Source organism: Amycolatopsis azurea DSM 43854, from assembly GCF_001995215.1.
GTDB lineage: Bacteria > Actinomycetota > Actinomycetes > Mycobacteriales > Pseudonocardiaceae > Amycolatopsis > Amycolatopsis azurea.
Genome location: NZ_MUXN01000008.1, coordinates 347,483 through 371,513, shown reverse-complemented (window position 1 = coordinate 371,513; position 24,031 = coordinate 347,483). Strand labels below are relative to the sequence as shown.

Sequence of the window (24,031 nt, the reverse complement as noted above, 5' to 3'; positions counted from 1 at the left end):
GGTGCCGCCGCCGAACCGGCCCGGCCCCGGTGGCCAGACGCCGCCCGGCCGCCCCGGGCAGCCGGGTCCTGGTCACCAGCAGGGTCCGGGTCGGCCGCCGATCTCGCAGCCGACGCCGATCCCGCCGCCGTTCCGGCCGGGTCCGCCGAGCGGCGGGATGCCGCTGCCCCCGCCGGGCGCGGCTCCGCTGCCGCCGCCGCAGATGGGCGCTCCGGTCCCGTTCCAGCCCGGTGCCGTCGGTCCGCCTCAGCTGCCGTACGGCCCGCGTTTCGCGCAGCCCGCTTTCGCTCCTTACGGCGGCTATGGCGCGAAGAAGTCGAACGGCGGCGTCATCGCCGCGGTCGCGATCGTGGCCGTGATGGCGGTGCTCGGCGGGCTGCTCATGGTGATCACCATCGCGAACAGCGGCTCGAAGCACGTCGCGGACGCCGGATACTCGAGTTACTCGTCGTACCCGACGACTTCGTCCTCTTCGGACTACACGACGACCACCACGTCCAGCGACACGTCGACGACCACCACCGGCAGGCCCCGCGATTCGACCGCCTCGCGGGAGACGTCGGCGGGCTCGACCCGCGAGACCTCGGCCAGCCAGGCCCCGTCCGGCCCGCGGCCGCAGCACAAGCTGGCGGACAACCCGCTGTGGCTGGACAACAAGGTCGGCCTGCCGAACCAGGCGTGCAACCTCTCGCGCTGGGCGACCAACGCGAACGCGTCGGCCGCGTTCTTCGAGAGCGCGCGGCCCTGTCTGGACAGCGTCTGGCAGCAGGTCATGAGCTACACCAACCTGCCGTTCCGGGTGCCGACCGTGAAGTACCCGTCCGGCAAGAACTGGTCGAGCCCGTGCGGTGACGCCAATGGCGGGAACGTGGCGGCGTTCTACTGCTCGCAGAACGAGACGCTGTACATGCCGTACGAAGGCCTTCAGCCCAACCAGTACGGCAACCGGCCCGGGGTCTACCTGGCCGTCTTCGCCCATGAGTACGCGCACCACATCCAGGCGCTCTCCGGTATTTCGGAGGCCTATTGGGACGCGCGGTACGAAGCGGGCATCGACTCGGCGGCGGGCCTGGAGATGTCGCGGCGCAACGAACTTTCGGCGCAGTGCCTGTCCGGGACGTTCCTCGGCTCGACGGTGGGCCGCGGCGGTTCGGTCGACCAGGCGATGTATCGCGACGCCTGGCAGACCCAGGACCGCGGCGACCACAACGGCGGTCCGCGCGACCACGGCTCCGACGCGCACGCGGTCTCGTGGTGGCAGCACGGCGCGCAGAAGAACCGGATGTTCGAGTGCAACACGTGGGCGGCTAGCTCGTCCGACGTGTCCTGACGCCCGCGGGGCTACTTCCGCAGGCTACTTCCGCAAGTCCGTGCGTTCGTCACAACAGCACCACCAGCCGCACCAGTAGCGCGTGAAGGCCCCCTTCCCTCGGCTGAGCCGAGGAAACTCGACCTTCACACACGACACACCGGCTCCAAGGACATGAAGGCCCCCCCTTCACTGCGCTAGGCGCAAGGAAGGGGCCTTCATGTACTCACGATCCCCTCCTGGAAGTCCGTCAGCCTGGCGGGGCGAAGGGGTTCTCGGGTTCCGGCGGGGCCTCCGGCTGCGGCTGCGTGACCGGCCCGGGAACAGCAGCCTGCGTGGGAGCGGCCGCCTGCGGATACGACTGCACGGGCTGCGCTTGCGGCGCGTACTGCCCCGGCGCGTACTGCACGGCAGGAGCGGGCGGCGCGTACTGAACGGCGGGCCGCAGCTTCGCCTGGTCCCGCCGCCGACGCTCGGCCAGGACCGCCGACAGGTAAGCCCACGACGGCACTCCCGGCGGCACCGGCGCCCCGATCGCCCCGGCGACCTGCTGAGCGAGCCCGTACCCGAGCGCTTCGGCCGCTTCGGGCCGAAGCTCGCTCGTGCGGCTCAGGTACTGGCGGACGGCCAGCGCGAGGTCGTTCGGCAGCCGGGTCAGGTCCAGCTGCGAAGCCCAGTACGCCAGCTGCGGCGGCATCCCGACGTACGGCGTCCGGGAGGCGGGCATGCGTTCCCGGATCACCAGGGTGCCTGCCAGGTAGTCGCCGACGCGGCGGCCGTCGGGCGACAGCAGCGACGTGACCACCGCCACGACGCCGAGCAGCCCCAGCGCCCAGAAGTCGATGAAGAACCCGGCGAGCCCGCGGACCAGCGCGTGCCGGAACCGGACCGGGCCGCCGTCGGTGCGGACCACACGCAGGCCGAGCGCCATCTTCCCGAGGCTGCGGCCGCGGCTCAGTGTCTCGAAGATCACCGGGTAGCCGACCATGATCAGCACGAGGGTCACCAGGAACAGGGTCAGCGCCAGCGCCTCGTCACCGAACACGGCGACCTGGCTCAGGACCAGCATCGCGATGAACAGCGTGATCAGCTGGAGGGCGACGTCGATCATCATGGCGAGCCCGCGGCTGGCCAGCTTCGCCGCGCGCACGTCCAGGACGACGGCCTCGCCGGTGACGAGATCGGACTCTTGTTCCACCCGGCAAGCGTAGTGACGAATAGGCTGGGCGACCAAAGACGATCGCCGGGAGGGGCTCCGAGTTGGACGTGGACGTGTTCGTCGCCGCGCACCAGGCCGAATGGAACCGGCTGCGTGACCTCGTCGGCCGCTCCGGGAAACTCAGCGGCCCGGACGCGGACGAGCTGGTGACGCTGTACCAGCGCGTCGCGACGCACCTTTCGATCATCCGCTCGGTCGCGCCGGACCCCGTGCTCGTCGCGCACCTGTCCGGGCTGGTCGCGAAGGCGCGCTCGGCCGTCACCGGCTCGCACAGTCCCGCTTGGCGGGAGGTCGGACTGTTCTTCACGCACCGGTTCCCCGCGGCGCTGTACCTGAGCAGGCGCTGGTGGCTGGCGTCGGCGGCCGCGTCGATCGCGGTGATGGCGATCGCGGCGGTGTGGATCGCCGGTGACCCGCAGGTGCTCGCGTCACTGGCCTCACCCGAGGAGTTCAAGGACCTGACCGCGCCGGGCGGGAAGTACGAGACGTACTACTCGTCCGACCCCGCGGGCTCCTTCGCCGCGCGCGTCTGGACCAACAACGCGTGGGTGGCCGCGACCTGCCTGTTCCTCGGCGTGGTGCTGGGGGTCCCGGTGATCTACGCGCTCTGGGCGAACTCGCTGAACCTCGCGATCGGCGCGGCGCTGATGTCCTCGGCCGGGCGGCTCGACGTGTTCTTCGGCCTGATCCTGCCGCACGGCATGCTGGAGCTGACCGCGGTGTTCGTCGCCGCCGGGACCGGGCTGAAGCTCGGCTGGACGGTCGTCGACCCGGGACGCCGTTCCCGGACGAAGGCGCTCGGCGAGCAGGGGCGCTCGGTCGTGGTGATGGCGCTGGGGCTGACCGTGGTGCTGCTGATCTCCGGCGTGATCGAGGGTTTCGTGACGCCGTCGGGCCTGCCGACCTGGGCGCGCATCGGAATCGGAGTAATCGCCGAGGTCGCGTTTCTACTCTACGTGTTCGTTGTCGGGCGCCGGGCCGCGAAAGCGGGCGAAGTGGGTGATGTCGACTGGCGATACGCTGGAGATTCTCGACCGGAAGCGGGCTGACCTGGTTAGCTCCTCCCATGGGGAGAAAACGTTTACGTGTATTCGCGATAGTCGTCCTGTCCATACTCGCCTCGACGCTTCTCGTCGGCGCTTCGCAGGCCAAAACCGCCTCCGCGCCTTCGGGCAAACAGAACTGGGTGGTGAGCGTCGGCGGATTCCGTACCGACGCCGACCGCAACTACGTCCGGCTCGGGTATCTCGTGTTCGATCCGGCGGGCAACACCGTCACGCACAATTTCTGGACCTGGAACCAGGCCGACTTCCCCGCTCCGGTCAACAGCGGTGACGTCTACTACTGCGGCGACTGGGCGCCGGGGTCCAACCCGCGCAACAACTGCCCGATCAAGACCGCGCCGGGCTTCACCGGTGAGCCGAACGGTCACTTCACCGGCACCTACGCCCAGAATTCGGGGCAGGTGGCCATCACCTGGACCAGCAGCACCGTCGACGGCACGACCACGCCGGTGAACCTCACCGAGACCTGGTCGGTCTCGGAGACGCGACCAGGCCTCGGCCGGATGCAACTGGTCGGCGACAACTACTCGATCAGCAGCGGCATCGCCTACGGCAGCAACGCCTCCCTCGCGCAGACCAGCAAGGCCCCGATGAGCTCGGTCCGCGCGACCCAGCGGTCGTACCTGCTCGAAGGCCAAGGCGTGAACCGCTGCGCGATCACCAACTGGACCAGGGGAAGCAGCGGCGCCCTCGGCGTCGGCCCCGGGTGGAACAAGTGCGATGACGGCTCGTGCCTCGGGTTCGTGCAGTACGACTCCGGCTGCGATCCGTCCTCCTGCTGCCCCGCCGGTCCCGGCCACGCGGCGTGCGCGCAGAAGATCATCGACACCGGGGACAGGCGGTTCTACTACCTGAGCGACGCCTTCGGAGGGCGGCGCAACAGCTACGAGTTCTGGTGCGAATGCCTGTCCTACAACGGTTGCTACCTCGGCAACAGCCACGTCCGCCCGCTGCTTCAGGTGATCGACGACGCGGGCGCGTTCCAGGGCTGGGTCGGCGCCGAGGTCAGCCCCGACCGGAGCGGCTCGCGGGATCCGTCGGGCGAGTACTACTCCAGTTTCGCGCTGGTGGCGTAGGACTGAAGGGCGAGCGAACGCGCCGGGACGAAGTGGGTCCAGGTGGTCGTGAGTGGTAAGTGTCGTTAGAACGCGACTTACCACTCACGACCCACCCCGCCGAAGCGCTCAGCAGGTGCAGCTGCCCTCGAAGGTGATGCTGTTCCCGTCCTCCAGGCCCGCGCTCCCCGTGAACCGGATCTCGAACTCGCCGGGTTCGGTCAGGACGATCTTCGGGCTCGTCGCCGAACCGTCGGCGCCGGTCTTCGCCGTCGCCGTCTCGGCGCCGCCTTCGAAGACCAGCACGTTCTTCGGCCGCGCCGCGCGCACGAAGAAGTTCACCGGCACGTCGGCCGCGGGCTGGCCGTTCTCCCCGATCACGCGCACCACGAACGGCTGGCCCGGCGTCTTCGACGACAGTCGCTGCCCGTTGCCGGACAGGATCGCGAGCGTCCGCACCCCGGCCGCCCAGGTGTTGGACAGCCCGGGCAGCGAGCAGACCTCCTGGTACAGCCGCGACCCGGCGGCCGGAGCCTCCGCGGTCAGGCAGCGCGCTGTCGCGACGTTCGCCAGCAGCACCAGTCCGGGCAGCCCGGCGTTGCGGCGCCACTGCTGGTAGCGGTCCTTGCCGTCGCACGCCACGAGTTTGACGCCGACACCGTCGACCGGGCTGATCGCCGCCAGGCACTGTCCACTCGGGACGTGCTTGTACGAGAGCGCCGCCTTGTCGTACGTCCACCGCGCGCCGGCGTCCTTCGCGTCGGAGAGGACGGGCTTGCCGTCGGCCGCGGCCAAGGAGATGTTCCCGCCCCCGTCGGCGAGGTAGACCGGGGTCCCGGCCGGTTGTGCGGAAGCGGGCGACACGAGCAGCACCACCGGGAGCAGTGCGAAGAACAGCACGACCTTGCGCAAGCCGGACCCCGATCCTGTCGGTGTGGATGTCCTTCGAGCTAACCGCCCGCGACACCCGCCGCCAACCGGCACCACACGATCGGGTTCACAGCCGTCCGGCCGCCTTCAGCGCGAGATAGCGGTCGGCCAGCCGCGGCGGCAGATCTTCGGGCACGGCGTCGACGACCTCGACCCCGTGCCGCGCCAGCCGCGCGGTGACCTGGCGCCGTTCGGCCAGCACCCGCTCGGCCGCGGCCGCGTCGTAGACGGCTTCCGCGTCACCCCGCGCCGCCGCCATCTCGGCGACCCGAGGGTCGGCCACCGACGCGATCATCAGCTGGTGCCGTGAGGTCAGCTTGGACAGCATCGGGAACAGGCCTTCTTCCAGCGGCGCCGCGTCCAGTCCGGTCAGCAGGACGACCAGCGCGCGCCGCCGCGTCCGCCGCAGCACCTCGGCGATCATCCCCCGCGCGTCGGTCTCGACCAGCGACGGTTCCAGCGGCGCCATCGCGTTCACCAAGGCGGGCAACAGATCCGACGAGCCCTGGACCGCGGCGCGGACCTGACGGTCGTAGGCGAGGAGGTCGACGCGGTCACCCGCCCGCGCGGCGAGCACGGCCAGCAGCAGAGCAGCGTCCATCGCCGCGTCGAGTCGCGGCGCGTCGCCGACCCGGCCCGCCGAAACACGGCCGGTGTCGAGGACCAGCACCACGTGCCGGTCGCGTTCGGGGCGCCAGGTCCGCACCATGACATCGGACGCGCGAGCCGAGGCCCGCCAGTCGATCGACCGGACGTCGTCGCCGATCACGTACTCGCGCAGGGAGTCGAATTCCGTGCCCTGGCCCCGGATCAGCACCGCGTTGCGACCGTCGAGCTGCTGGAGCCGCGCCAGCCGCGACGGCAGATGCTTGCGGCTGTGGAACGGCGGCAGCACCCGCACGGTCCACGGCACGTCGTGCGAACCCTGTCGCGCCGCGAGCCCCAGCGGCCCGGTCGACCGGACGGTGACCCTGGCGGCGGTCCGGTCGCCGCGCCGGGTCGGCAGGAGCCGAGTGGTCACGACACGCCGTTCACCCGCGGGCAAGGTCAGGCGGTGCCTGTCGTCCGCGCCGGCGCTGGGCGGCCACGCGTCCCGGAGCCACGCGCGCACCGGACGGCCACCGGGGTTGGCCACGGTCAGCGTGACCTCGCAGGCCTCCCCCAGCCGCACCGACGTCGCGCCGGAGCGCGCGAAAACCAGCCGCCGCACGCTCCCGGCGAGCGCGAGATCCAGCACCACCAACAGAAACAGCACGGCCGCGGCCAGCCCGATCCCGGCCCACGAGGGCAGCAGGAAGCCGACCACCGGCGCCGCGAGGAGCGCCAGCAGCCCGAGCCGCCCGGTGACGGCCATCAGCGTGGAACGGGCACGGACGCGAGGACGCGGTCCAGCACACCGTCCGCGGTCGCGCCTTCGAGTTCGGCTTCGGGCCGCAGGTCGAGCCGGTGCCGCAAAGACGGGCGCGCCAAGGCTTTGACGTCGTCCGGCGTAGCGTAGTCGCGGCCCGCGAGCCACGCCCACGCCCGCGTCGCGGCCAGCAGCGCCGTCGCGCCACGCGGGGAGACGCCGAGGCGCACGGACGGCAGCGCCCGCGTCGCCCGGCAGACGTCGACGATGTAGGCGAGCACTTCGGGACGCACGGTGACCCCGGCGACCGCGCGCCGGGCGGCGTCGAGCTGGGCGGCACCGGCGACCGGCCGGATCCCGGCCGCGGCCAGGTCTCGCGGGTCGAAACCCTGTGCGTGCCGGGAAAGAATGCCGAATTCGTCCTCACGGGACGGCATCGGCATGGTCAGCTTCAGCAGGAAACGGTCCAGCTGCGCCTCGGGAAGCGGGTACGTTCCTTCGTATTCGACCGGGTTCTGCGTCGCGATGACGATGAACGGGTCGGGCAGCGGCCGCGTCTTGCCGTCGCTGGAGACCTGTCGCTCCTCCATCGCCTCCAGCAGCGAAGACTGCGTTTTCGGCGGGGTGCGGTTGATCTCGTCCGCCAGCAGGAGGTTCGTGAACACCGGGCCTTCGCGGAAGGAGAACTCGCCGCTGTGCGCGTCGTAGACGATCGAGCCGGTGATGTCGCCCGGCATGAGGTCCGGCGTGAACTGCACCCGGGTCGTCTCCAGGTCCAGCGCGGCGGCCAGCGCCCGGACCAGCAACGTCTTCGCCACGCCGGGAACGCCTTCGAGCAGCACGTGTCCCCGGCACAGCAACGCGATGATGAGCCCGGTGACGGCCGCGTCGTTGCCCACCACGGCCTTACCGACCTCGGCGCGCAGCGCGATCAGCGCCGCCCGCGCTTCGGCCGCGGCGTCCCCTGTGTCCAAATCGGACTGATCGCTACTCAAGACCGCTCCACCTCTCGTTCCACGACATCGAGTCCGTCCGCCAGCCGCACCAGCGCGGCGTCGTCGGCGGGCGGGTCCCCGTACAACAGCGCGCCGATCTCCGCGGGCGCCCGGCCGGTCCGCCCGGCGACGGATTCCACCAGTGCGGCGGGTTCGGCGTCGCGAGTGAGGCCCAGCAACGGCCGAAGCCGCGCGCGAGTGGCCTCACGCAACGTTTCCCCGGCGTGCGCGGCGGCCTTCGCCTTGCGATACAACCGCGCCCGCCCCTCGGTGGCTTCGGCCGCTCGCACCACGACCGGGATCGGCTCGGTCACCACCGCCCCCAACCGGCGGGATCGCCACAGCGCCAGCAGCACCACCGCGAACCCGGCCTGCAAGGCCGCGTACGACCAGCCCGCCGGGATCAGTTCCGACAGCGGCTTCCGCTCGGTCTCCAGCGACGGATCGGCGGCCGTCGGCAGGTACCAGACCAGCCGCTCCTGCTTCCCGAGCAGCCGCATCGCGAGTGCCGCGTTGCCTTCGTCGGCCAGCCACTCGTTGGTCAGCGGCGCGGGAGTGCCGAGCACGGTCACCGTCCCTTGTGGATCGGGGACTTCGAGATACGAACCGCCGTAACATTCCAGCGCCCTCGGCTGCGTGGCCGAATACTTCAGGCCACCCATCGTCGCTTCTCCCGCCGCGACGGGGTCCTTCGCCTCGCAGTCGGGCGCGCGGGTCTCGGTCTCGGCCTGACCGTTCACCCGCACCCCGGGAAGGATTTCCTCGACCGTGCCGGGGCTCGGCCGCACCAGCACGACGTGCTCGGCGTTCTGCCTGATCTCCGCGAAGGTGCTCTTGGGCACGTACTCGGGCTCGGTGATCAAGACGGTCGCGTCCCTCGCGACCCCCTTGGCCGCGGCGGCGGTACGCACGATCGGGATCTTGACGCCTTCCCGCTCCAGCAAGGTCGCCAGCGCGCGGCCGCCGCCGGGCTCGTAGGAACCCGGTTCGAGCGCGCCGGTGGTCTGCTCGCCCTGGACGAGGACGAGCAGCGTCCCGGTCAGCACGAGCAGGAGGACGACCGCGAGCGGGAGCCGCACCCCGCGCCAGATCCGGCGGGCGTCGGGCGAGACCGAGGTCATCCGGCCGCCAGCGCGACGGGCCGGGCACGACGGCAGCGTTCGTCCAATTCGGACAGTGAGCGGTAGCCGGCCTCGGTGGCCGGGATCCCGCCGTAGTGGACGTCGTCGAACAGCCGGGCGCCGGCGCGCAGCGGGTCGGCGACGTCGGGCAGCAGGCGTCCGGCTTCGAGGGCGGCCTCGTCGGCGGTCCGGCCGGACTTCTCGTCCAGCAGCGCCCGCTCCTCCAGCGACCGCACCACGGCACGGAAGATCTCACGGACGGCGTCGTCGAAGTCACCCCGCGAAGCCGCCTCCTCGGCAGCCTTGCGGTGTTCGCCGGAAGCCTTGCGCTGCCCGGCGAACACGGCCTTGCCGCTCTTGGCCGACGTCGCCAGCGGGCCGGACCGCACGCGGATCACCACCACCAGCACGATCAGCACGACGACCAGCAGCAGCACGGCGAAGATCCCGCCGGGCACCGCGCTGTCGACGGTGTCGAGGAAGCTCAGCAGCTTTTCGAGCACCCAGCTGAACGCCTCGGACAACCAGCTCGGTTTCGCGTTCTGATAGGCCGGGTTCGCGAGCTCCTCGGCCGCGCGCAGCCGGGCGGGGTCCCGGTCGATGTCGACCGGGACGTCGGTGAGGAAGCGCGTCACCATGCCTGCGGCGGGGGCGGCGGCGTGATCCCGGCCGCGCGGGCCAGTTCGATGTCCATGCCCTCGCGGCGCATCCGCTGGTCGATGTAAAGGATCACGGTCACCAGCGCGGTGAACGGGCCGACGATCGTCTGCGCGATCACCGTGCCCACCGACTGCAGGATCAGGTCACCGGTCGAGGGAACGTACATCTGGTCCAGATTGCCGAAGATCGACAGGAACGCGCTGAAGCTGAACGGGATCGTGATGATCGACGCCAGGAACGACGAGATCACGGTGGCCAGCAGCAGGATCCCGAAGACCCGCCAGAACATCCCGGAGACCAGCTTCACCGAGCGGCGGAACGCCTCCATCACGGTGCCGCGTTCGAGGATGAACGCCGGGCTGGCCAGCGCCCAGAAGGTGTAGGGGATGATCGCGGGCAGCAGGCAGAAGATCGCCGCGACCATGATCGCCAGCGTGTAGAGCACGGTCAGCCCGAGCAGCGGCAGCAGCCGCGGCGCCGCCTCCTTCATGGCCTCCTTGAAGGTGACCGGCTTGCCCAGCACGGCCCTGCCCATCAGGACGGTCAGGAATCCGGTGAGGATGGTCGTCCCGAGCAGGGTGGCGACGAGGGTGATGAACGACGACGCCAGCGACCCGCCCAGGATGCCGAGCATCTGGTTCATCAGTTCCTGATCGGTGGCCGCCGGGCCGAGATCGCGGACCTTCTCGAGGTCGCCGGTGGTGTCGACCAGCAGCATCCCGACCAGGTTGAGGGCCGCGGTGAACACGGCGGTGACCGCGGCGGCGCCGAAGACCATCCGCCAGTACTTGCGCATGGCCGTGACCGCGCCGTCGAGGATGTCGGTCAGGTTCAGCGGGCGCAGCGGGATGACCCCTGGCCTGCCGAGGCCGACCTTCCAGTTCGGGTACTGCTGCTGTGGCGGCGGCTGGTACGACGGCAGCGGAGGAGGCGGCGGCGGCGCCCCTGACGGGGACTGCCACTGCTGCTCCGGCGCCGGTGACGGCGGCACTTCCCCCTGCGGCGGCGTCGGCGTGTCCGCCTGCGGCTGTGCCGGTGTGTCCGCCTGCGGCTTCGGCGTCTCGGTGCCTTCCGGCCCGGACGGTCCGCCGGTCTCCGTCATGCGACAGCCCCTTACCCGTTCTTGTTGCTTACGCACACTCTTCCAGAGGGTCCGACACCCAGCCAGAGCTGGGGGGACGACACTGATGGGTGACCGCTCGCCTCACGGTGGATACCCTCTGCTGCCGAGCAGTGGGAGGGGAGGTCGTTAGCTCGTTATGCTGAACATCGGACCGGGCGCCCCCGGTTCGCCCCTAGAACCACCGGGACCGACTTGATGACGCAACCGCCCCACGGCCAGTGGCCGCCACGCGGCGCCGTCCAGCCACCGCCGGTGCACGGCCAGCCACCTCCCCAGGTGCACGGCCAGCCCCCTCCTCAGTGGCACGGCGCGCCGCACCAGTTCCCGCCGCCGCCGCGCCGGTCCGTGGGCGCGATCGTCGGCATCTGCCTCGGCGCGGTCGCCGTGCTGGTCCTCGGCCTGGTCGCGATCGTTTCACTCAATCGTGACGGCAACGATCACGTAGCGAACGCGGGCTACAGCACGCTGCCGAACCCGCCGTCGTCGACGGACGTACCGGCGACCGGGTCTTCGACGCCCTCGTCCTCGACGAACCCGTTCCCGACGTCGCCGACCAGGGCACCGTCCTCGTCGAGCGGGCCGCAGAAGATCCTCAAGCTCGGCGACCACCCGATCCTCCAGGATCCGAACGCCGGCTTGCAGAACCGCGTCTGCACGCTGCCGCAGTGGCAGAGCAGCCAGCAGGCCGCCGAAGCGTTCTTCACCGCGGCGGGCAAATGCCTCGACAACGCGTGGGGCCCGTTCCTCGAGGCCTACAAACTGCCGTTCATCCCGCCCGCCCTGCACTTCCCGACCGGCGCCAGCTTCGAAACCGAATGCGGCACGATCCAGGTGGGCATCGCGACGGCGGCGTACTACTGCGAGAACAACCTCTACGTGCCGTTCCGGGGTCTTCAGACCGACCAGTACGGCAACAACCCGGGCGTCTACCTCGCCCTCTTCGCGCACGAGTACGGGCATCACGTGCAGGAGGTCGCCGGGCTGATGGACGCGGCCTGGCAGAAGATCTACGACTCGGGTCAGAACAGCCCCGCCGGGCTGGAGATGTCACGGCGCAAAGAACTCCAGGCTCAGTGCTTCTCCGGGATGTTCCTCGGCGCGCACGTCGACCAGGGCGGCACGGTCAGCCGGGACATGTACAACAAGGCCTGGAACGACCAGGAGACCCGGGGCGACAACACCTCGCGCAGCCAGGACCACGGGACGAACGCGCATTACGCGTCCTGGTGGCGGGCGGGTGCGAGCAACAACCGGATCGCCGACTGCAACACCTTCTCGGCCCCTTCGAGCGCCGTTTCCTGACGATGTGAAGTACAGCGCCGTTCGCCGCGAGGGATCCGGTGCCGTGGGCGATTCCGGGGCGCTCGGTCCGGCCCGTCACCGTGGCGGTGAGTGGCAGATGCCGGTCACTTGTCGCGTTTGGTCGGCTGATGGCGGGTGCCTCGGGTCGTGGCACCGTGACACGGGGTTGTGAAAGCCACTTTCGCAACCTTGAAGGTTGCGAAAGTGGCTTTCACAACCCCGCCGCGTCACCGGCCGGGCCGCGCACAGCCCAGGTAGGTAAATACTAATCCGCCCTGACCCACTTACCGCTCACGACCACCTGGACCGACCGTCAGGCCGCCGCGGGGACGCGCGGCCCGCGCAGCACCAGGAAGACGTACATCCCGCCCGCGAAGCAGCTGAACACCAGCAGCGCCAGCCCCAGCGGCCGCCGCGCGTCGCTGGCGCCCGCCGTCGTGTCGACCGCGTGGACCGCGACCCCGTCCCCCGAAGCACCGTCGGGGACGACGACGTCGATGCGCTCGCCCTTGCCGTGCCCGCAGCCGTTGAGCGAACCCTCGACCGGCTTGCCGCCGAACTCGAACTTCACCTTCTCGCTGGCCCCGCCGCCCGTGCAGGGCGCGGGCTCGACGACCTCGGCCCGCACGGTCGTCCCCTGGGTCTCGTTCGAGATGCCGAACAGCCCCGGCCCGGCGAACCAGGCCAGGAAGATCACCAGCAGGCCGGCACCGGCCGCCACGGCCAGGGAGTTCCACCCCGGGGTGAGCCCTCTGGCGGGGTCCGATCGCTTGCGCACGTTCGCCATGCTCCCAGAACCTCGCGGCAAAACACAGCGAGCCCTCATCGTCCGGGGGAGGGCGATACCAGCGGCAGAACAGAGGAGCCCTCTCGGCCGGGGAGGGCGATACCAAAGGTCCCTTGCTACCGCTCGATCGTCTCCGCGGAGGTCACCTTCCGGACGTACAGCAGCTTGTCCCCCGGCTCGATCGCGTCCGCCTGCGGAGCGTCCACGCGGTACAGGACGCCGTCGCGGACGACGCCCAGCACGATGTCCGGCAGGTGCCGCGGCGAACCGCCCTCTTCGGACGGCTCCACCGGACGCTCGGCGATGGCGAGGCCGGACTCGGGGGTGAGCAGGTCCTCGACCATGTCGACCACCAGCGGCGTCGACGTGGCCATGCCGAGCAGGCGCCCGGCGGTCTCGCTCGACACCACGACCTGGTTCGCGCCCGACTGCTTGAGCAGGTGGACGTTCTCCGCCTCCCGCACCGACGCCACGATGTGCGACTTCGGCGCCAGCTCGCGGGCGGTCAGCGTGACCAGCACCGCGGTGTCGTCCCGGTTCGGGGCGACGACGACGGCCTTGGCCCGCTGGACACCGGCGACCCGCAGGACGTCGGCGCGGGTGGCGGAACCGTGCACGGTCACCAGGCCGAGTGACGTGGCCGCTTCGAGCGCCTGCTGGTCGGTGTCGACGACGACGATGTGGTCGGGTTCGACGCTCTCGTCCCCGAGCAGCGCGTTGACCGCAGACCGGCCCTTCGTGCCGAATCCCACGACGACCGTGTGGTCACGCACCTTCGTCCTCCACTTTTGGATCTTGAAAGCCTGGCGGGAGCGCTCGGTGAGCACTTCGAGTGTGGTACCGACCAGGACGATGAGGAAGAGCACCCGCAGCGGGGTGATCACCAGGACGTTCACCAGCCGCGCGGACGACGTCGCGGGGGCGATGTCGCCGTACCCGGTGGTCGACAACGACACCGTCGCGTAATAGAGGCTGTCGAGGAAGCTGAGCCCGTCGCCGTTGGCGTCGCGGTAGCCGTCTCTGTCGAGATAGACGATCAGGACGGTCGCGAGCAGGGCGAGCATCGCGCCGATGATCCGTTTGAGGATCGACCGCAGCGGGCTGACCGTCAGTTCCGGCATCCGGATCACGCCGACGAGCTCGTGGTCCGGGCGGTCGCTCAGCCTGACCGGGAAACGCTTGAGAACCCTCATGCACAGGCTCCGGCCTGGTCCGCGTAACTCACGGTCGGGAGGATAGCCGAAGAACCTCGCGTTCAGCGCGGTATGCGAAGCTCAGGGCATGTCCTCGGATTCCCAGCCGTCTCAGCGGCCCGCCTATTTCCTCGCCGGCCTGCTGGGCGCGGCCGGTGTCCTGCACTTCGTCCAGCCGAAGCCCTTCGACGCGATCATCCCGAAGCAGCTCCCCGGCTCCGCCCGGGCGTGGACTTACGGCTCCGGCGTGGCCGAGCTGGGTGTCGCGGCCGCGGTCGCCAACCCGAAGACGCGACGGCTCGGCGGGCTCGCGGCCGCGCTGCTGTTCGTCGTGGTCCTGCCGGGGAACGTGAAGATGGCCGTCGACGCGGACCGCCGGAAGGCCCCGAAGCACTGGCGAGCGGCTTTCTGGGCCCGCGTCCCCCTTCAGATCCCGCTGGTGACCTGGGCCCTGAAGGTCCGCGACCGCGCCTAGATCGTCGGGACGCCGCGCAGGAGCTGACGCAGGCCTTCGGCGTCCAGCAGATCCGCTGGCCGGACGGTCTTGTCGTGTTTCACGTAGTGGAACGCCGCCCGCACTTTCTCCACGGGGATCTTCTTCAGCGCCGCCCACGCCAACCGGTACGCCGCCAGCTGCACGGACAGCGACTCGAGCCGGTCCTTCTCCGGGACGGCGCCGGTCTTCCAGTCGACGACGGTCCAGCCGCCGTCGGGATCGGCGAACACGGCGTCCATCCGCCCCCGCAGCGTCACGCCCACGACGTCGGCCGAGAACGGGACCTCGACGGCGTGCGGCACCCGATGCGCCCATTCGCTCTTTTCGAACGCCGTCCGCAACTCCTCCAGCTCCGAATCCGGCGCCTCGTCGACGTCCGCCGCACCCGGCAGATCGTCGATCTCCAGCAGCTGTTCCCCGCCGAACCGCTGCTCCAGCCAGCCGTGGAACGCCGTCCCCCGGCGCGCGTAGGTGTTGGGACGCACGGGAAGCGGCCGCCGCAGCCGTTTGGCCAGCGCGGCCGGGTCGGCCGACAGCTCGACCAGCTGACTCACCGAAAGATGCGGCGGCAGCACGACCTGCTGCACCCGGTCCCGCGCCCGCGCGCGCTCCTCCAGCAGCACCTTCGTGTCGGAGATCCAGCCGTCCGGATCCTCCTCTTCCTCCTCGGAGCCTTCTTCCGCGTCTTCCATCGCGCCCAGCACCAGATCGACGCCGTTGGTGACGCCCTCGCGCCGCGGCCACAGTGGGTCGACCGGCCACCGCGACCGGCGGGAGTCGGCGACCAGCGGGTTCTCCCCGTCCGCCTCCGGCTCGTCGGCCCAATGCTCGATCCGGCCGACCGAGTTCTCCCGCATCACCTCGCCGATTTCGAGCAGGAACTCCGACGGGCCTTTCGGCCGCGCGCTGCTCTCGTTCCACCAATGGCCGGAAATCAGCATCGTGTGCTCGGACCGGGTCAGTGCGACGTAACAGAGCCGCCGTTCCTCGTCCGCTTCACGCGCGACGAAACCCTCTTCGTGCAGTTCCAGCGCTTCCTGGACTTCCTTGCGGTCGTAGCCTTCCGCGACCCGCAGCTCCGGCAGGTCCTCCGAGTCCCCGCGCAGCGCAGCCGGCAACGAGGTCGACGTCCGCAGCCACGACGACGACCGCCGCCTCCCCGGGAAGACCTCCTTGACCAGGTGCGGAATGGCGACGATGCGCCATTCCAGCCCCTTGGCCGAGTGCACGGTCAGCACCTGGACCCGGTCCGGCACGACCTCCACCTCGCCCGGGGTGAGCCCGTCCTCCGCGTGCGCGGCGGTGTTCAGGTAGTCCACAAAGGACAACAGGGTGGCCGTCGGCGAGGTCTCGGCGAAATCCGTGACGACGTCGGCGAAAGCGTCCAGGTGCGCACGCCCGGCGGGTCCGGGGCGGGCCAGGGATTCGACGTCGAGCAGCATCGTGCGCTCCACGTCGGCGACCAGTTCCGGCAGCGACTGGTCCAGCCGCCGTCGCAGCGCCGAAAGCTCCCAGCCGATCCGCTGGATCCGCCGGAACCCCTCGGGTGAGTACCGATCCGACGCCCCGGGATCGTCGATCGCGTCGGCGAGACCGGCCTGCTCGACGCGCTCGGTCACCAAGACGGGTTCGTCCACATCGGACTTCCCGGACGGCGGCACCGGCGAGGAGAGTTCGCCCGCGCGACGCCACAACGCCGCGAGGTCGGCCGCCGCGATCCGCCAGCGCGCGCCGGTCAGCAACCGCGCCGCCGCGCTGCCCGCGAGCGGGTCGGCGAGCACCCGCAGCGTGCTGACCAGGTCCGCGACCTCGGGTTCGTCGAGAAGGCCGCCGAGACCGACGACTTCCACCGGAAGACCGCGCGCCCGCATCTCGGCCGCGATCGGCGCCATGTCGGCACGACGGCGCACCAGCACCGCCGCCGTCGGCGGTTTTCCGGTCTCCTCCATGGTTTCGAACCAGCGTTTCGCCACCGCGTCGGCCACCCACTCTCGTTCGGCGCGGACGTCCGGCAGCAGCGCGGTGGCGATGTCGGCCGTTCCCGCACCTTCCAGGGCGCGCAGCCGCGCGACGCCGAGACCGCGTTCCCGCAACGGTTCCGAGATCGCGTTCGCGAGTTCGAGCACCTCAGGCGGGTTGCGGAAACTGGTCAGCAGCCCGAAATCCAGAGCCGGGACGAGCCGTTCGCCGTTGTCACGGGGGAAGTCCGTGGTGAACCGGGGCAGGTTCGCCGCACTCGCCCCGCGCCAGCCGTAGATGGCCTGCGCCGGGTCGCCCACCGCCGTCACCGGCATCGGCGGATGTTCGACACCGCCGAACAGCGACCGCAGCAGGATCCGCTGTGCGTGCCCGGTGTCCTGGTACTCGTCCAGCAGGACGGCGCCGTACCGCTCGCGCTCGCCCGCGACCACCGCCGGATAGCTGCTGGCGAGCTGCGCGGCCAGCGACATCTGGTCGGCGAAGTCGAGCGCGCCTTCCGCCCGCTTCCGAGTGTGGTAGGCCTCGACCAGCGGCAGGAGCGCGAGCCGGAACCGTTGCGCCGTCATGACTTCGGCCAGCTTCTGCGGCAGCGCCGCGCGCTGCCCCTTGGCCCGCGGCGCCTTCTCGATGACGTCGCACAGCCACGACGTGTACTGCGCCAGCCGTTCGGTCTCGACCAGATGCTCGCCGAGTTCCCCGGCCAGCGCGAGCAGCTGCGCCGTCACCGTGGACGGCACGCGATCGGTGTCGAGGTCGTTGTCCCAAGTGGACACCACGCGATGCGAGAACTGCCAGGAAGAAGTCTCCGAAAGCAGCCGGACCCCGGGCTGCACGGGCAGCCTCAGCCCGTGCTCGGACAGCAGCCGTCCGGCGTACGCGTGATAGGTGAGCACCGTCGGTTCCCCGGCCGTCACCGTCATGCGGAGGTCGCCGGTCGGGTCGATCTTGTCGAGCAGCCCCGAGCCGACCAGGCGGCGCAGCCGGGTGCGGACACGCTCGGCGAGCTGACGGGCGGCCTTGCGGGTGAAGGTCAGGCCGAGGACGCGTTCCGGCGGCACAACGCTGTTGGCCACCAACCACACCACGCGCGCGGCCATCGTCTCGGTCTTGCCCGCGCCGGCACCCGCGACGACCAGCGACGGCTCGATCGGCGCGGCGATCACCTCGGCCTGTTCGTCGGTCGGGGTGTGCAGGCCGAGCGCGCGGGCGATCTCGCCTGGCTCGACCTGACGGCGCTGGAGTTCGGAGATCAAGGACCGGTCACCTGCCTGCCCTCGGGCCGCAGCGGACAGCAACCCCTTGCCGGGCAACGATCACAGTCCGGGTTCTCGGTGACCCCGTACTCCGGGCCCGCGGCGGATCCGGCCGCCGACCGCACCAGTTCTAGCCACTGCTTGCCGCCGTCCTCGTCCAGCGGGGCCTGTTCACGCTGGGTGGATCCGGTCTTGTTGTTGGACTTCGCGACGTAGACCAGCCGGGCGCCACCGGGTTTCGAACCGCCTTCGACGGCGCCGAGCAACACGGCGAGCTGGTACGCGGCCAGCTGCGGATGCTGTTCGGCGTCCGAGGCGGAGATCGGGACCTTGCCGGTCTTGATGTCGATGACGACCGGGCGGCCGTCCTTGTCCATCTCGACCCGGTCGACCCGGCCGCGCAGGAGCACGCGGATGTCGGTGTCAGTGTCGCCGACCGGCAGTTCGACCTCGATGTCCTGCTCGACCCCGGCCTCGATCAGTTCCTTGCGGCTGGATTCCAGCCAGGAGATGAAGTTCCGCAGCATCTGCTCGACCCGCGACCGCTCGCGGCGCGAGAACCACGGCGCCCCCGCGTCGACCCGCACCCACGCTTCGTCGAGGGCGGCACGGATCTGCTCGTCGCTGCTGCCGCCCGCGACGGCCTGCGCGAGGCCGTGCACCAGGGTCCCGGTGACCGCCGCGAGCTGCGCCGGGTCACTGCCGCCGTGGCGTTCGATCAGCCACCGCAGCGGGCATTTGACCAGAACCTCCACTGTGGACGGTGAAATCCGGATCAGATCGCCCGGCCCGTGCACGGGTTCGCCGGTGGAGGGTTCCAGCAGGCCGTACCAGGTCCCCGGATGCGCGCCAGGGACACCGGCGGCGGCCAGTTTCGCGAGCTGACGCGCCGCCCGCTCCCGTCTTTCCGGCTCGCTCGCCTCGTCGCAGACGACCTCGCGTAGTTCGCCGACGAGTTCGGCGAGCACCAGCGAGCGCCCCGCCGGTTTCATCCGTGAGTCGAGGCCGCCGTCGTCCGCGCCGTTCTCCTCCAGGTCGTCGATGAACCGCGAGGGCTGCTCGTCCTCCCCCGCGACCGCGCTGACCAGCAAGATCTTCCGCGCACGGCTCGCCGCGAGATAGAACAGCCGCCGCTCTTCGGCGAGAATCGGCGCGGTGGCGGACACTTTTTCGTCGTCGACTCCGGACATGAGGTCGACCAGCCGTTCCACGCCGAGCACGGAACCGCGCAGCCGCAGATCCGGCCAGCTGCCCTCCTGGACACCGGCGATCGACACGACCGTCCACTCGCGACCGGCGGACGCGTGCGCGGTGAGCAGCGAGACGCCGTCGCTCTTCATCGCCGCGGGTGCCAGCGTGTCGCCCGCGATGTTCTGCGCGGACAGGTAATCCGCGAACGACGCGACACTCGCCTTCGGCAATCTGTCGACATAGCGACCAGCCGCGTCGAAGAGCGCGACGATCGCGTCGAGATCGCGATCCGCCTGCGAGCCGAGGGAACCGCCGCGATCGACAAGGCGCAGGAAGCGCTGCTCCAGACCGCTGTCCTGCCACAGCTCCCACAGCACCTGCTCGACGCCTTCGCCGCGCGCCACGGCTCGGTGCGCCGCGTGCAGCAGGCTGCCGATCCGGCGCATCGGCAGCGACTCGGCCTCGGCGAGACCGGTGAGGACATCGTTGGTACGTAAGGCTTCCACCAGCAACTCGTCGCTGGAGCGCTGTCCGCCGCCGGCGAGCTCCAGCCTGCGCAGACCGCGCCGCAGCCGACGCAGCGCGAGCGGATCCGCGCCGCCCAGGGGCGAGGACAACAGCATTTCGGCGAGGTCGACGTCCAGCAGTTCCGGATCGGCGGCGAGCCGCAGCATCGCCAGCAGCGGCCGGACGGCGGGTTGTTTCGCGAGCGGCAGTTCCTCGGTGGCCGACCCGATCGGCACTCCGGCGGCCCGCAGAGCGCGTTGCAGGACAAGAAAAGTACGGGCGGGCGACCGGACGAGCACCGCCATCTCCGCCCACGGCACGCCGTCGACGAGATGCGCGCGGCGGAGCTGATCGGCGATCCAGCTCGCTTCGGAGGCCGGTGTCGGCATCAGGCGGACGCGGACGGCGCCGCCCTCGGCGTCCGGAGCGTCGACGAGCTTGCGCTGCGGCGACGAGCCGGGCAGCACGGAACCGAGTTTCGTGACGGCCGTGCGGATCACCGGGGCGAGCCGGTGCGCGGTGGTCAGCAGCACGGTGCGCTCGCCGTCTTCGTCCGCGTCGGCGAACAGCCGGGGATCCGCGCCGCGGAAGGAGAACACGGACTGATCGGGGTCGCCCGCGACGACGAACTCGTCGGCCGCGTGCCCGATGAGCCGGATGAGCTGGGTCTGCAACGGGTCGAGATGCTGCGCGTCGTCGACGAACAGATGCCGGACCCGGCGCTGCTCGCGTTCGCGCAGTTCGGGGTCGTCCTCCAGCGCGAGCAGCGCCGAAGTGACGAGTTCCGCCGCGTCGAGGGCGGGTGCGCTCGCCACGCCGAGCGCGTTGCCGCCCGCGCCCTGTAGCAGGGTGACCTCTTCGTACTGGCTCCAGAACCGCCCCGCCGCGACCCACTCGACGCGGTCACGCCTCCTGCCGAGTTCGACCAGGTCCTCCGGGCCGAGCCCGCGTTCGGCGGCGCGGAGCAGGAGGTCTCGCAGTTCCTCGGCGAAACCGGGCACGTTCAGCGCGGGCCGCAGCTGCTCCGGCCAGTCGAGCGCGCCTTCTTCGAGGTCGCCGGCGAGGAGGTCGCGGACGACGACGTCCTGTTCCGCCCCGGCCAGCAGGCGGGGTGGCGGGAGCTCGTCGGCCTGCGCTTCCATGCGCAACAGCGCGTACGCGTACGAATGCACCGTGCGCACGAGCGGCTCGCGGATCGTGCGCGGCAGCGGATCCTCTTCCGGATCGGTGGTGAGCCGGTGGGTGATGTCGGCGCGCAGGACCTCGGCGGCCTTGCGGGAAGTGGTCAGGATGAGCACGCTCTCCGGATTCGCGCCCTCCGCGATACGCCGCGAAGCCGCCGACGCCAGCAACGCCGTCTTGCCCGTCCCCGGGCCGCCGAGGACCCTGCGGAAGCCGTCCGGGGCAGCCAGCAGGCGGCGGGCGCCGGAATCCCACTGGAACGACGGCGTGCCGGTGACCGGCGTGCGGACCAGCCGCGCGTCGGTTCCTGCCGCTGTTCGCCGCCCGTTCACGCCCACGATGGAACCACGCCCCGCCGACACAACCTCGCAGCGGCACGGCAAAGTGGTCCCATGGATGACGAACTGCACGAGCGGGTGCGCGAGGTCATCGCGAGCGTGCCCGCCGGCTCGGTCGCGACTTATGGGGATATAGCGTCGGTTTCGGGAGCCCCGTCACCGAGGCTGATCGGGCGGATCCTCAGCGAGGACGGCCACGACCTGCCTTGGCACCGCATTCTGCGCGCCGACGGGACACCGGCTCCGCATCTGCTCGACGAGCAGCTGCAACGGCTGCGCGAGGAGGGCGTCATTCCCGACGGCCAGCGCGTCGACCTGCGAAAATACCGGTGGCAGCGTGATCCCGATGACGACGCTGGCCTGGGCGGACTTTTTTAGGTTAGCCTCGCCTAATGAGTTACATCGAGGCGGAGGTGACCGGCGTCCGGCGGCTCACCCCGCACATGAGCAGGGTGACCTTCTCGGGAGCGTCGCTGGTGGACCAGGCGCCCGACCAGTACCTGAAGGTGTTCTTCCCACAGCCTGGCCAAGCGGAACCTGTGCTGCCCGCGCCACTGAGCGGGGACGAGGTGTACTCCTGGTACAAGACCTACCTCGCGATGCCGGACGACGTCCGCCCGCCGATGCGCACCTACACCGTGCGCGCGCTGCGGCCGTCGGCACAGGAGGTCGACATCGACTTCGTGCTGCACGGCGACGAAGGCCCCGCCTCGGCGTGGGCTTCGGGCGCTTCGGAGGGTGACAAGGTCGCCTTCCTCGGGCCGCACGGGCTCTACGACGTGCCCGAGGGGACGACCTGGCAGCTGCTGATCGGCGACGAGACCGCGATCCCGGCGATCGGCGCGATCGTCGAAGCGCTGCCCGCCGGGACGCGGGCGCTGGTCTACGTCGAGATCGGTGACCGCGAGGACCGTCAGGTCTTCGAAACGCAGGGGACCGTGGAGCTGCACTGGGTTGTGCGCGGTTCTGGTTCTGTTGGTGACGCGGTGCTCGAGGCCGTCCGGAAGGCGGATCTGCCGGGCGGGACGCCTTACGCGTGGGTTTCCGGCGAGGCGAACATGGTGAAGCTGGCGCGGCGGCATCTCGTGCGGGAGCGCGGGGTCGACAAGCGGGCGATCTGCTTCACCGGGTACTGGCGGCAGGGCATGAGCGAAGAGGCCGCAGGACGCGAAGCGATGCGGCAGGCGGAGGCGGGCGAAGCCCCTACCTCGGACGACTGAGGCCTTCGCGCCTACGAGTCTCTCACTCCTGCGAAGGCGACCGCCTCGTCCGGCGCCTCGCCGCTGACCTGCGGAAAGAGAGCAAGGGACCTTTGCTGTCGTTCGTTAGTGCACTAACGAACGATAGCAAGGGTCCCTTGCTATCGTTTCTCTTAATGTTGAGAGAGGCGTAAGTCCGTGAAGGACTCCTTGAGGGACTCTGGGTCCCTCAAGGAGTCCTTCACGGACAGCCGCATACCCCAGGAACCTCAAAAACCACAGCAACCCCACACACCACAGCGGGTGCGCGTGAAGGCCCCCTTCACGCGGCTCAGCCGAGGAAACTCGCCCATCGCAGCGGCAGCCCACGGCCCACGGCCCACGGCAGCCCAAGTACATGAAGGGGTCCTTCACGGAGCCAGGCGCAAGCAAGGGGGCCTTCATGTACCGCAAGACCAGAAGCCAGAAGAAACCTCAGTGCGGCACCCAGAGGGTCACCCGCGTCCCCCGCCCCGGATGCGAATCGATCGTCCCCCGCCCGCCGACCTCCGCCAGCCGCGCCATGATCGACTGGCTGATCCCGAACCCCGGCGGCCGCTCCAGCATGCTGAAGCCCGTCCCCTGATCCCGCGCGATGACCGCGACGCCGCCGTCGCTCTCTTCGACGCGAAGCACGACCTGTTTCGTCCCAGCGTGCTTCACGGTGTTTCGGAGGGCTTCGCGGACGGCGTCGCGGATGGCGGTCCGGCGCGCGTGCGAGAGGCGGTAGTCCTCTTCGGTCTCGGCCGCGACGAGTTGGGTGCGGAGGCCGTCGCGCGCCATTTCGGTGGCGACCTCGGCGAGGTCCGCCGCGAGGCCGCGCGCCGACGGCGCGTCCGGGCCGACCAGTTCGCGCCGGAGTTCGGCTGCCTGCGCCCGCGCCGTCGCGCGCAGCTCGGTGAGCCGTTCGGCGGCGGCGGAATCGTCGTCCGGTGCCTCCAGCCCCATCGCTTCCAGGGCCTGGAGCACGGAATCGTGCATGACCCGCTGGGTCCGCAGGCGTTCGGCGCGCTGCCCTCGGCGCATCCCGATCCCCAGCGCGAACCGGGTCCCGACGCCGAGCAGGATCAGGATCCCGGCCGTGGTCACCATCGCCACGACGAGCGCGATCATGCACCCCACCGACCGGCTCACCGCGAGCGGATGGTCGAGCGGGAGCCCGCCGATCCAGGTCAGGTACGCCCGGAACGGGAACGCGGCGATCAGCAGCACGAGCGCGGCGGGCAGGCCGAACGACAGCGTCCACAACGCCACCGTCCCGACGATCCACGTCCACGCGACGTCGATGGCGAACGGCTGGATCTCGGTCGGCGCGGCCACGGCCACGATCGTCGTGAGCACCACGCCCACCGCGAGATCCGCGTACATCAGCCGCCCGGACGTCTTCGCCCGGACCCCGCGGCCGCGCACCACCCACCAGACCGCGAAGACGTTGAGCAGCACCGCGAAGATCGTCGTGCCGAGCACCGGGACGATCCCCGCCGACCCGTTCGAGACCGCGAAACCGATGTACACCTTGGGAAACGCGGCGACGCGGTAGAAGATCGGGCCCAGCGCGGAGTAGCGGATCGCGCGCATGAGCATCGAATCCGCGGAGTCCGCGCGGTAACGCCAGTCCGGAACGGAGTCGGGATCGGGGGCTTCGTCGGCGGGGCTGGCGCCCAGCACCGAAGATCCCTTTCTCAACATCGCGCGCACGAAAGTGACCGATTGAGACTCGGACATCCGCCGCCCTCCCGT

At 70.5% G+C, this 24,031-nt stretch carries 19 protein-coding genes; 7 read left to right on the top strand and 12 right to left on the bottom strand.

Annotation, left to right across the window (positions count from 1 at the left end):
* On the top strand, window positions 1-1,330 hold a 1,330-nt coding region (locus B0293_RS13625; protein ID WP_425331845.1), incomplete at its 5' end, for a neutral zinc metallopeptidase.
* Window positions 1,331-1,559: 229 nt separating this feature from the next.
* On the opposite strand, the gene B0293_RS13620 is transcribed toward B0293_RS13625, so the two are convergent.
* Entirely contained in the window at window positions 1,560-2,507 is a 948-nt protein-coding gene (locus B0293_RS13620; protein ID WP_005167684.1) for an RDD family protein, read from the bottom strand.
* A gap of 62 nt (window positions 2,508-2,569) precedes the next feature.
* On the opposite strand from B0293_RS13620, the gene B0293_RS13615 reads away from it, so the two are divergent.
* Both B0293_RS13615 and B0293_RS13610 read left to right on the top strand, forming a co-directional pair.
* Window positions 2,570-3,577 carry a stage II sporulation protein M gene (locus B0293_RS13615; protein WP_005167682.1) on the top strand — a complete coding sequence of 336 codons (1,008 nt, stop codon included), beginning with the start codon at window positions 2,570-2,572 and terminating at the stop codon, window positions 3,575-3,577.
* Between the two features lie 17 nt (window positions 3,578-3,594).
* The gene (locus B0293_RS13610; RefSeq protein ID WP_005167680.1) at window positions 3,595-4,668 is read left to right on the top strand and encodes a hypothetical protein; all 1,074 of its coding nucleotides are present in this window, start codon (window positions 3,595-3,597) and stop codon (window positions 4,666-4,668) included.
* A 108-nt stretch (window positions 4,669-4,776) separates the two neighbouring features.
* Here B0293_RS13610 and B0293_RS13605 read toward each other — a convergent pair whose 3' ends face one another.
* From B0293_RS13605 to B0293_RS13580, 6 genes are all read right to left on the bottom strand, one after another.
* The gene (locus B0293_RS13605; RefSeq protein ID WP_005167679.1) at window positions 4,777-5,559 is read right to left on the bottom strand and encodes an RICIN domain-containing protein; all 783 of its coding nucleotides are present in this window, start codon (window positions 5,557-5,559) and stop codon (window positions 4,777-4,779) included.
* Window positions 5,560-5,644: 85 nt separating this feature from the next.
* Window positions 5,645-6,931 carry a DUF58 domain-containing protein gene (locus B0293_RS13600; protein ID WP_005167677.1) on the bottom strand — a complete coding sequence of 429 codons (1,287 nt, stop codon included), beginning with the start codon at window positions 6,929-6,931 and terminating at the stop codon, window positions 5,645-5,647.
* Window positions 6,931-7,920: an AAA family ATPase gene (locus tag B0293_RS13595; RefSeq protein WP_245820080.1), complete on the bottom strand. Its 990-nt coding sequence runs from the start codon at window positions 7,918-7,920 to the stop codon at window positions 6,931-6,933. The genes B0293_RS13600 and B0293_RS13595 overlap by 1 nt, the downstream gene beginning before the upstream one ends.
* Window positions 7,917-9,041, bottom strand: a complete 1,125-nt coding sequence (locus B0293_RS13590; RefSeq protein ID WP_005167673.1) for a DUF4350 domain-containing protein — start codon at window positions 9,039-9,041, stop codon at window positions 7,917-7,919. Before B0293_RS13590 ends, B0293_RS13595 begins: the two co-directional genes overlap by 4 nt.
* Window positions 9,038-9,679, bottom strand: a complete 642-nt coding sequence (locus tag B0293_RS13585; protein ID WP_039919888.1) for a DUF4129 domain-containing protein — start codon at window positions 9,677-9,679, stop codon at window positions 9,038-9,040. Before B0293_RS13585 ends, B0293_RS13590 begins: the two co-directional genes overlap by 4 nt.
* Window positions 9,673-10,803: a hypothetical protein gene (locus B0293_RS13580; protein WP_005167669.1), complete on the bottom strand. Its 1,131-nt coding sequence runs from the start codon at window positions 10,801-10,803 to the stop codon at window positions 9,673-9,675. The genes B0293_RS13585 and B0293_RS13580 overlap by 7 nt, the downstream gene beginning before the upstream one ends.
* Before the next feature lie 366 nt (window positions 10,804-11,169).
* Between B0293_RS13580 and B0293_RS13575 the strand changes: the two genes are divergently transcribed.
* Window positions 11,170-12,126 carry a neutral zinc metallopeptidase gene (locus tag B0293_RS13575; protein ID WP_005167668.1) on the top strand — a complete coding sequence of 319 codons (957 nt, stop codon included), beginning with the start codon at window positions 11,170-11,172 and terminating at the stop codon, window positions 12,124-12,126.
* Between the two features lie 313 nt (window positions 12,127-12,439).
* Here the strand turns inward: B0293_RS13575 and B0293_RS13570 are convergent, their stop codons facing one another.
* Window positions 12,440-12,847: a hypothetical protein gene (locus B0293_RS13570; protein WP_005167666.1), complete on the bottom strand. Its 408-nt coding sequence runs from the start codon at window positions 12,845-12,847 to the stop codon at window positions 12,440-12,442.
* Between the two features lie 182 nt (window positions 12,848-13,029).
* Window positions 13,030-14,106, bottom strand: a complete 1,077-nt coding sequence (locus tag B0293_RS13565) for a potassium channel family protein (RefSeq protein WP_005167664.1) — start codon at window positions 14,104-14,106, stop codon at window positions 13,030-13,032.
* 88 nt (window positions 14,107-14,194) lie between these two features.
* On the opposite strand from B0293_RS13565, the gene B0293_RS13560 reads away from it, so the two are divergent.
* Entirely contained in the window at window positions 14,195-14,581 is a 387-nt protein-coding gene (locus B0293_RS13560; protein WP_005167663.1) for a DoxX family protein, read from the top strand.
* Here B0293_RS13560 and B0293_RS13555 read toward each other — a convergent pair.
* Both B0293_RS13555 and B0293_RS13550 read right to left on the bottom strand, forming a co-directional pair.
* Window positions 14,578-17,835, bottom strand: a complete 3,258-nt coding sequence (locus B0293_RS13555) for an ATP-dependent helicase (protein ID WP_005167661.1) — start codon at window positions 17,833-17,835, stop codon at window positions 14,578-14,580. The two genes, B0293_RS13560 and B0293_RS13555, sit on opposite strands and share 4 nt — an antisense overlap.
* Entirely contained in the window at window positions 17,832-21,053 is a 3,222-nt protein-coding gene (locus B0293_RS13550) for an ATP-dependent helicase (RefSeq protein ID WP_005167659.1), read from the bottom strand. Before B0293_RS13550 ends, B0293_RS13555 begins: the two co-directional genes overlap by 4 nt.
* A gap of 54 nt (window positions 21,054-21,107) precedes the next feature.
* Here B0293_RS13550 and B0293_RS13545 point away from each other — a divergent pair, with 54 nt between their 5' ends.
* Both B0293_RS13545 and B0293_RS13540 read left to right on the top strand, forming a co-directional pair.
* Entirely contained in the window at window positions 21,108-21,431 is a 324-nt protein-coding gene (locus tag B0293_RS13545) for an MGMT family protein (protein ID WP_005167658.1), read from the top strand.
* 14 nt (window positions 21,432-21,445) lie between these two features.
* A complete protein-coding gene (locus tag B0293_RS13540; RefSeq protein WP_005167656.1) occupies window positions 21,446-22,273 on the top strand; it encodes a siderophore-interacting protein in 828 nt (275 codons plus the stop codon).
* Window positions 22,274-22,726: 453 nt separating this feature from the next.
* Here the strand turns inward: B0293_RS13540 and B0293_RS13535 are convergent, their stop codons facing one another.
* On the bottom strand, window positions 22,727-24,016 hold the full coding sequence (locus B0293_RS13535; RefSeq protein ID WP_005167655.1) for a sensor histidine kinase: 1,290 nt from the start codon (window positions 24,014-24,016) through the stop codon (window positions 22,727-22,729).
* Window positions 24,017-24,031: the final 15 nt, after the last annotated feature.

Bases quoted from the DNA above. Each gene is read 5' to 3' on its own strand.
- B0293_RS13580 (WP_005167669.1), bottom strand. From the start codon at position 10,803: ATGACGGAGACCGGCGGACCGTCCGGGCCGGAAGGCACCGAGACGCCG.
- B0293_RS13540 (WP_005167656.1), top strand. From the start codon at position 21,446: ATGAGTTACATCGAGGCGGAGGTGACCGGCGTCCGGCGGCTCACCCCG.
- B0293_RS13535 (WP_005167655.1), bottom strand. From the start codon at position 24,016: ATGTCCGAGTCTCAATCGGTCACTTTCGTGCGCGCGATGTTGAGAAAG.
- B0293_RS13610 (WP_005167680.1), top strand. From the start codon at position 3,595: ATGGGGAGAAAACGTTTACGTGTATTCGCGATAGTCGTCCTGTCCATA.
- B0293_RS13545 (WP_005167658.1), top strand. From the start codon at position 21,108: ATGGATGACGAACTGCACGAGCGGGTGCGCGAGGTCATCGCGAGCGTG.
- B0293_RS13600 (WP_005167677.1), bottom strand. From the start codon at position 6,931: ATGGCCGTCACCGGGCGGCTCGGGCTGCTGGCGCTCCTCGCGGCGCCG.
- B0293_RS13565 (WP_005167664.1), bottom strand. From the start codon at position 14,106: ATGAGGGTTCTCAAGCGTTTCCCGGTCAGGCTGAGCGACCGCCCGGAC.
- B0293_RS13590 (WP_005167673.1), bottom strand. From the start codon at position 9,041: ATGACCTCGGTCTCGCCCGACGCCCGCCGGATCTGGCGCGGGGTGCGG.
- B0293_RS13560 (WP_005167663.1), top strand. From the start codon at position 14,195: ATGTCCTCGGATTCCCAGCCGTCTCAGCGGCCCGCCTATTTCCTCGCC.
- B0293_RS13585 (WP_039919888.1), bottom strand. From the start codon at position 9,679: ATGGTGACGCGCTTCCTCACCGACGTCCCGGTCGACATCGACCGGGAC.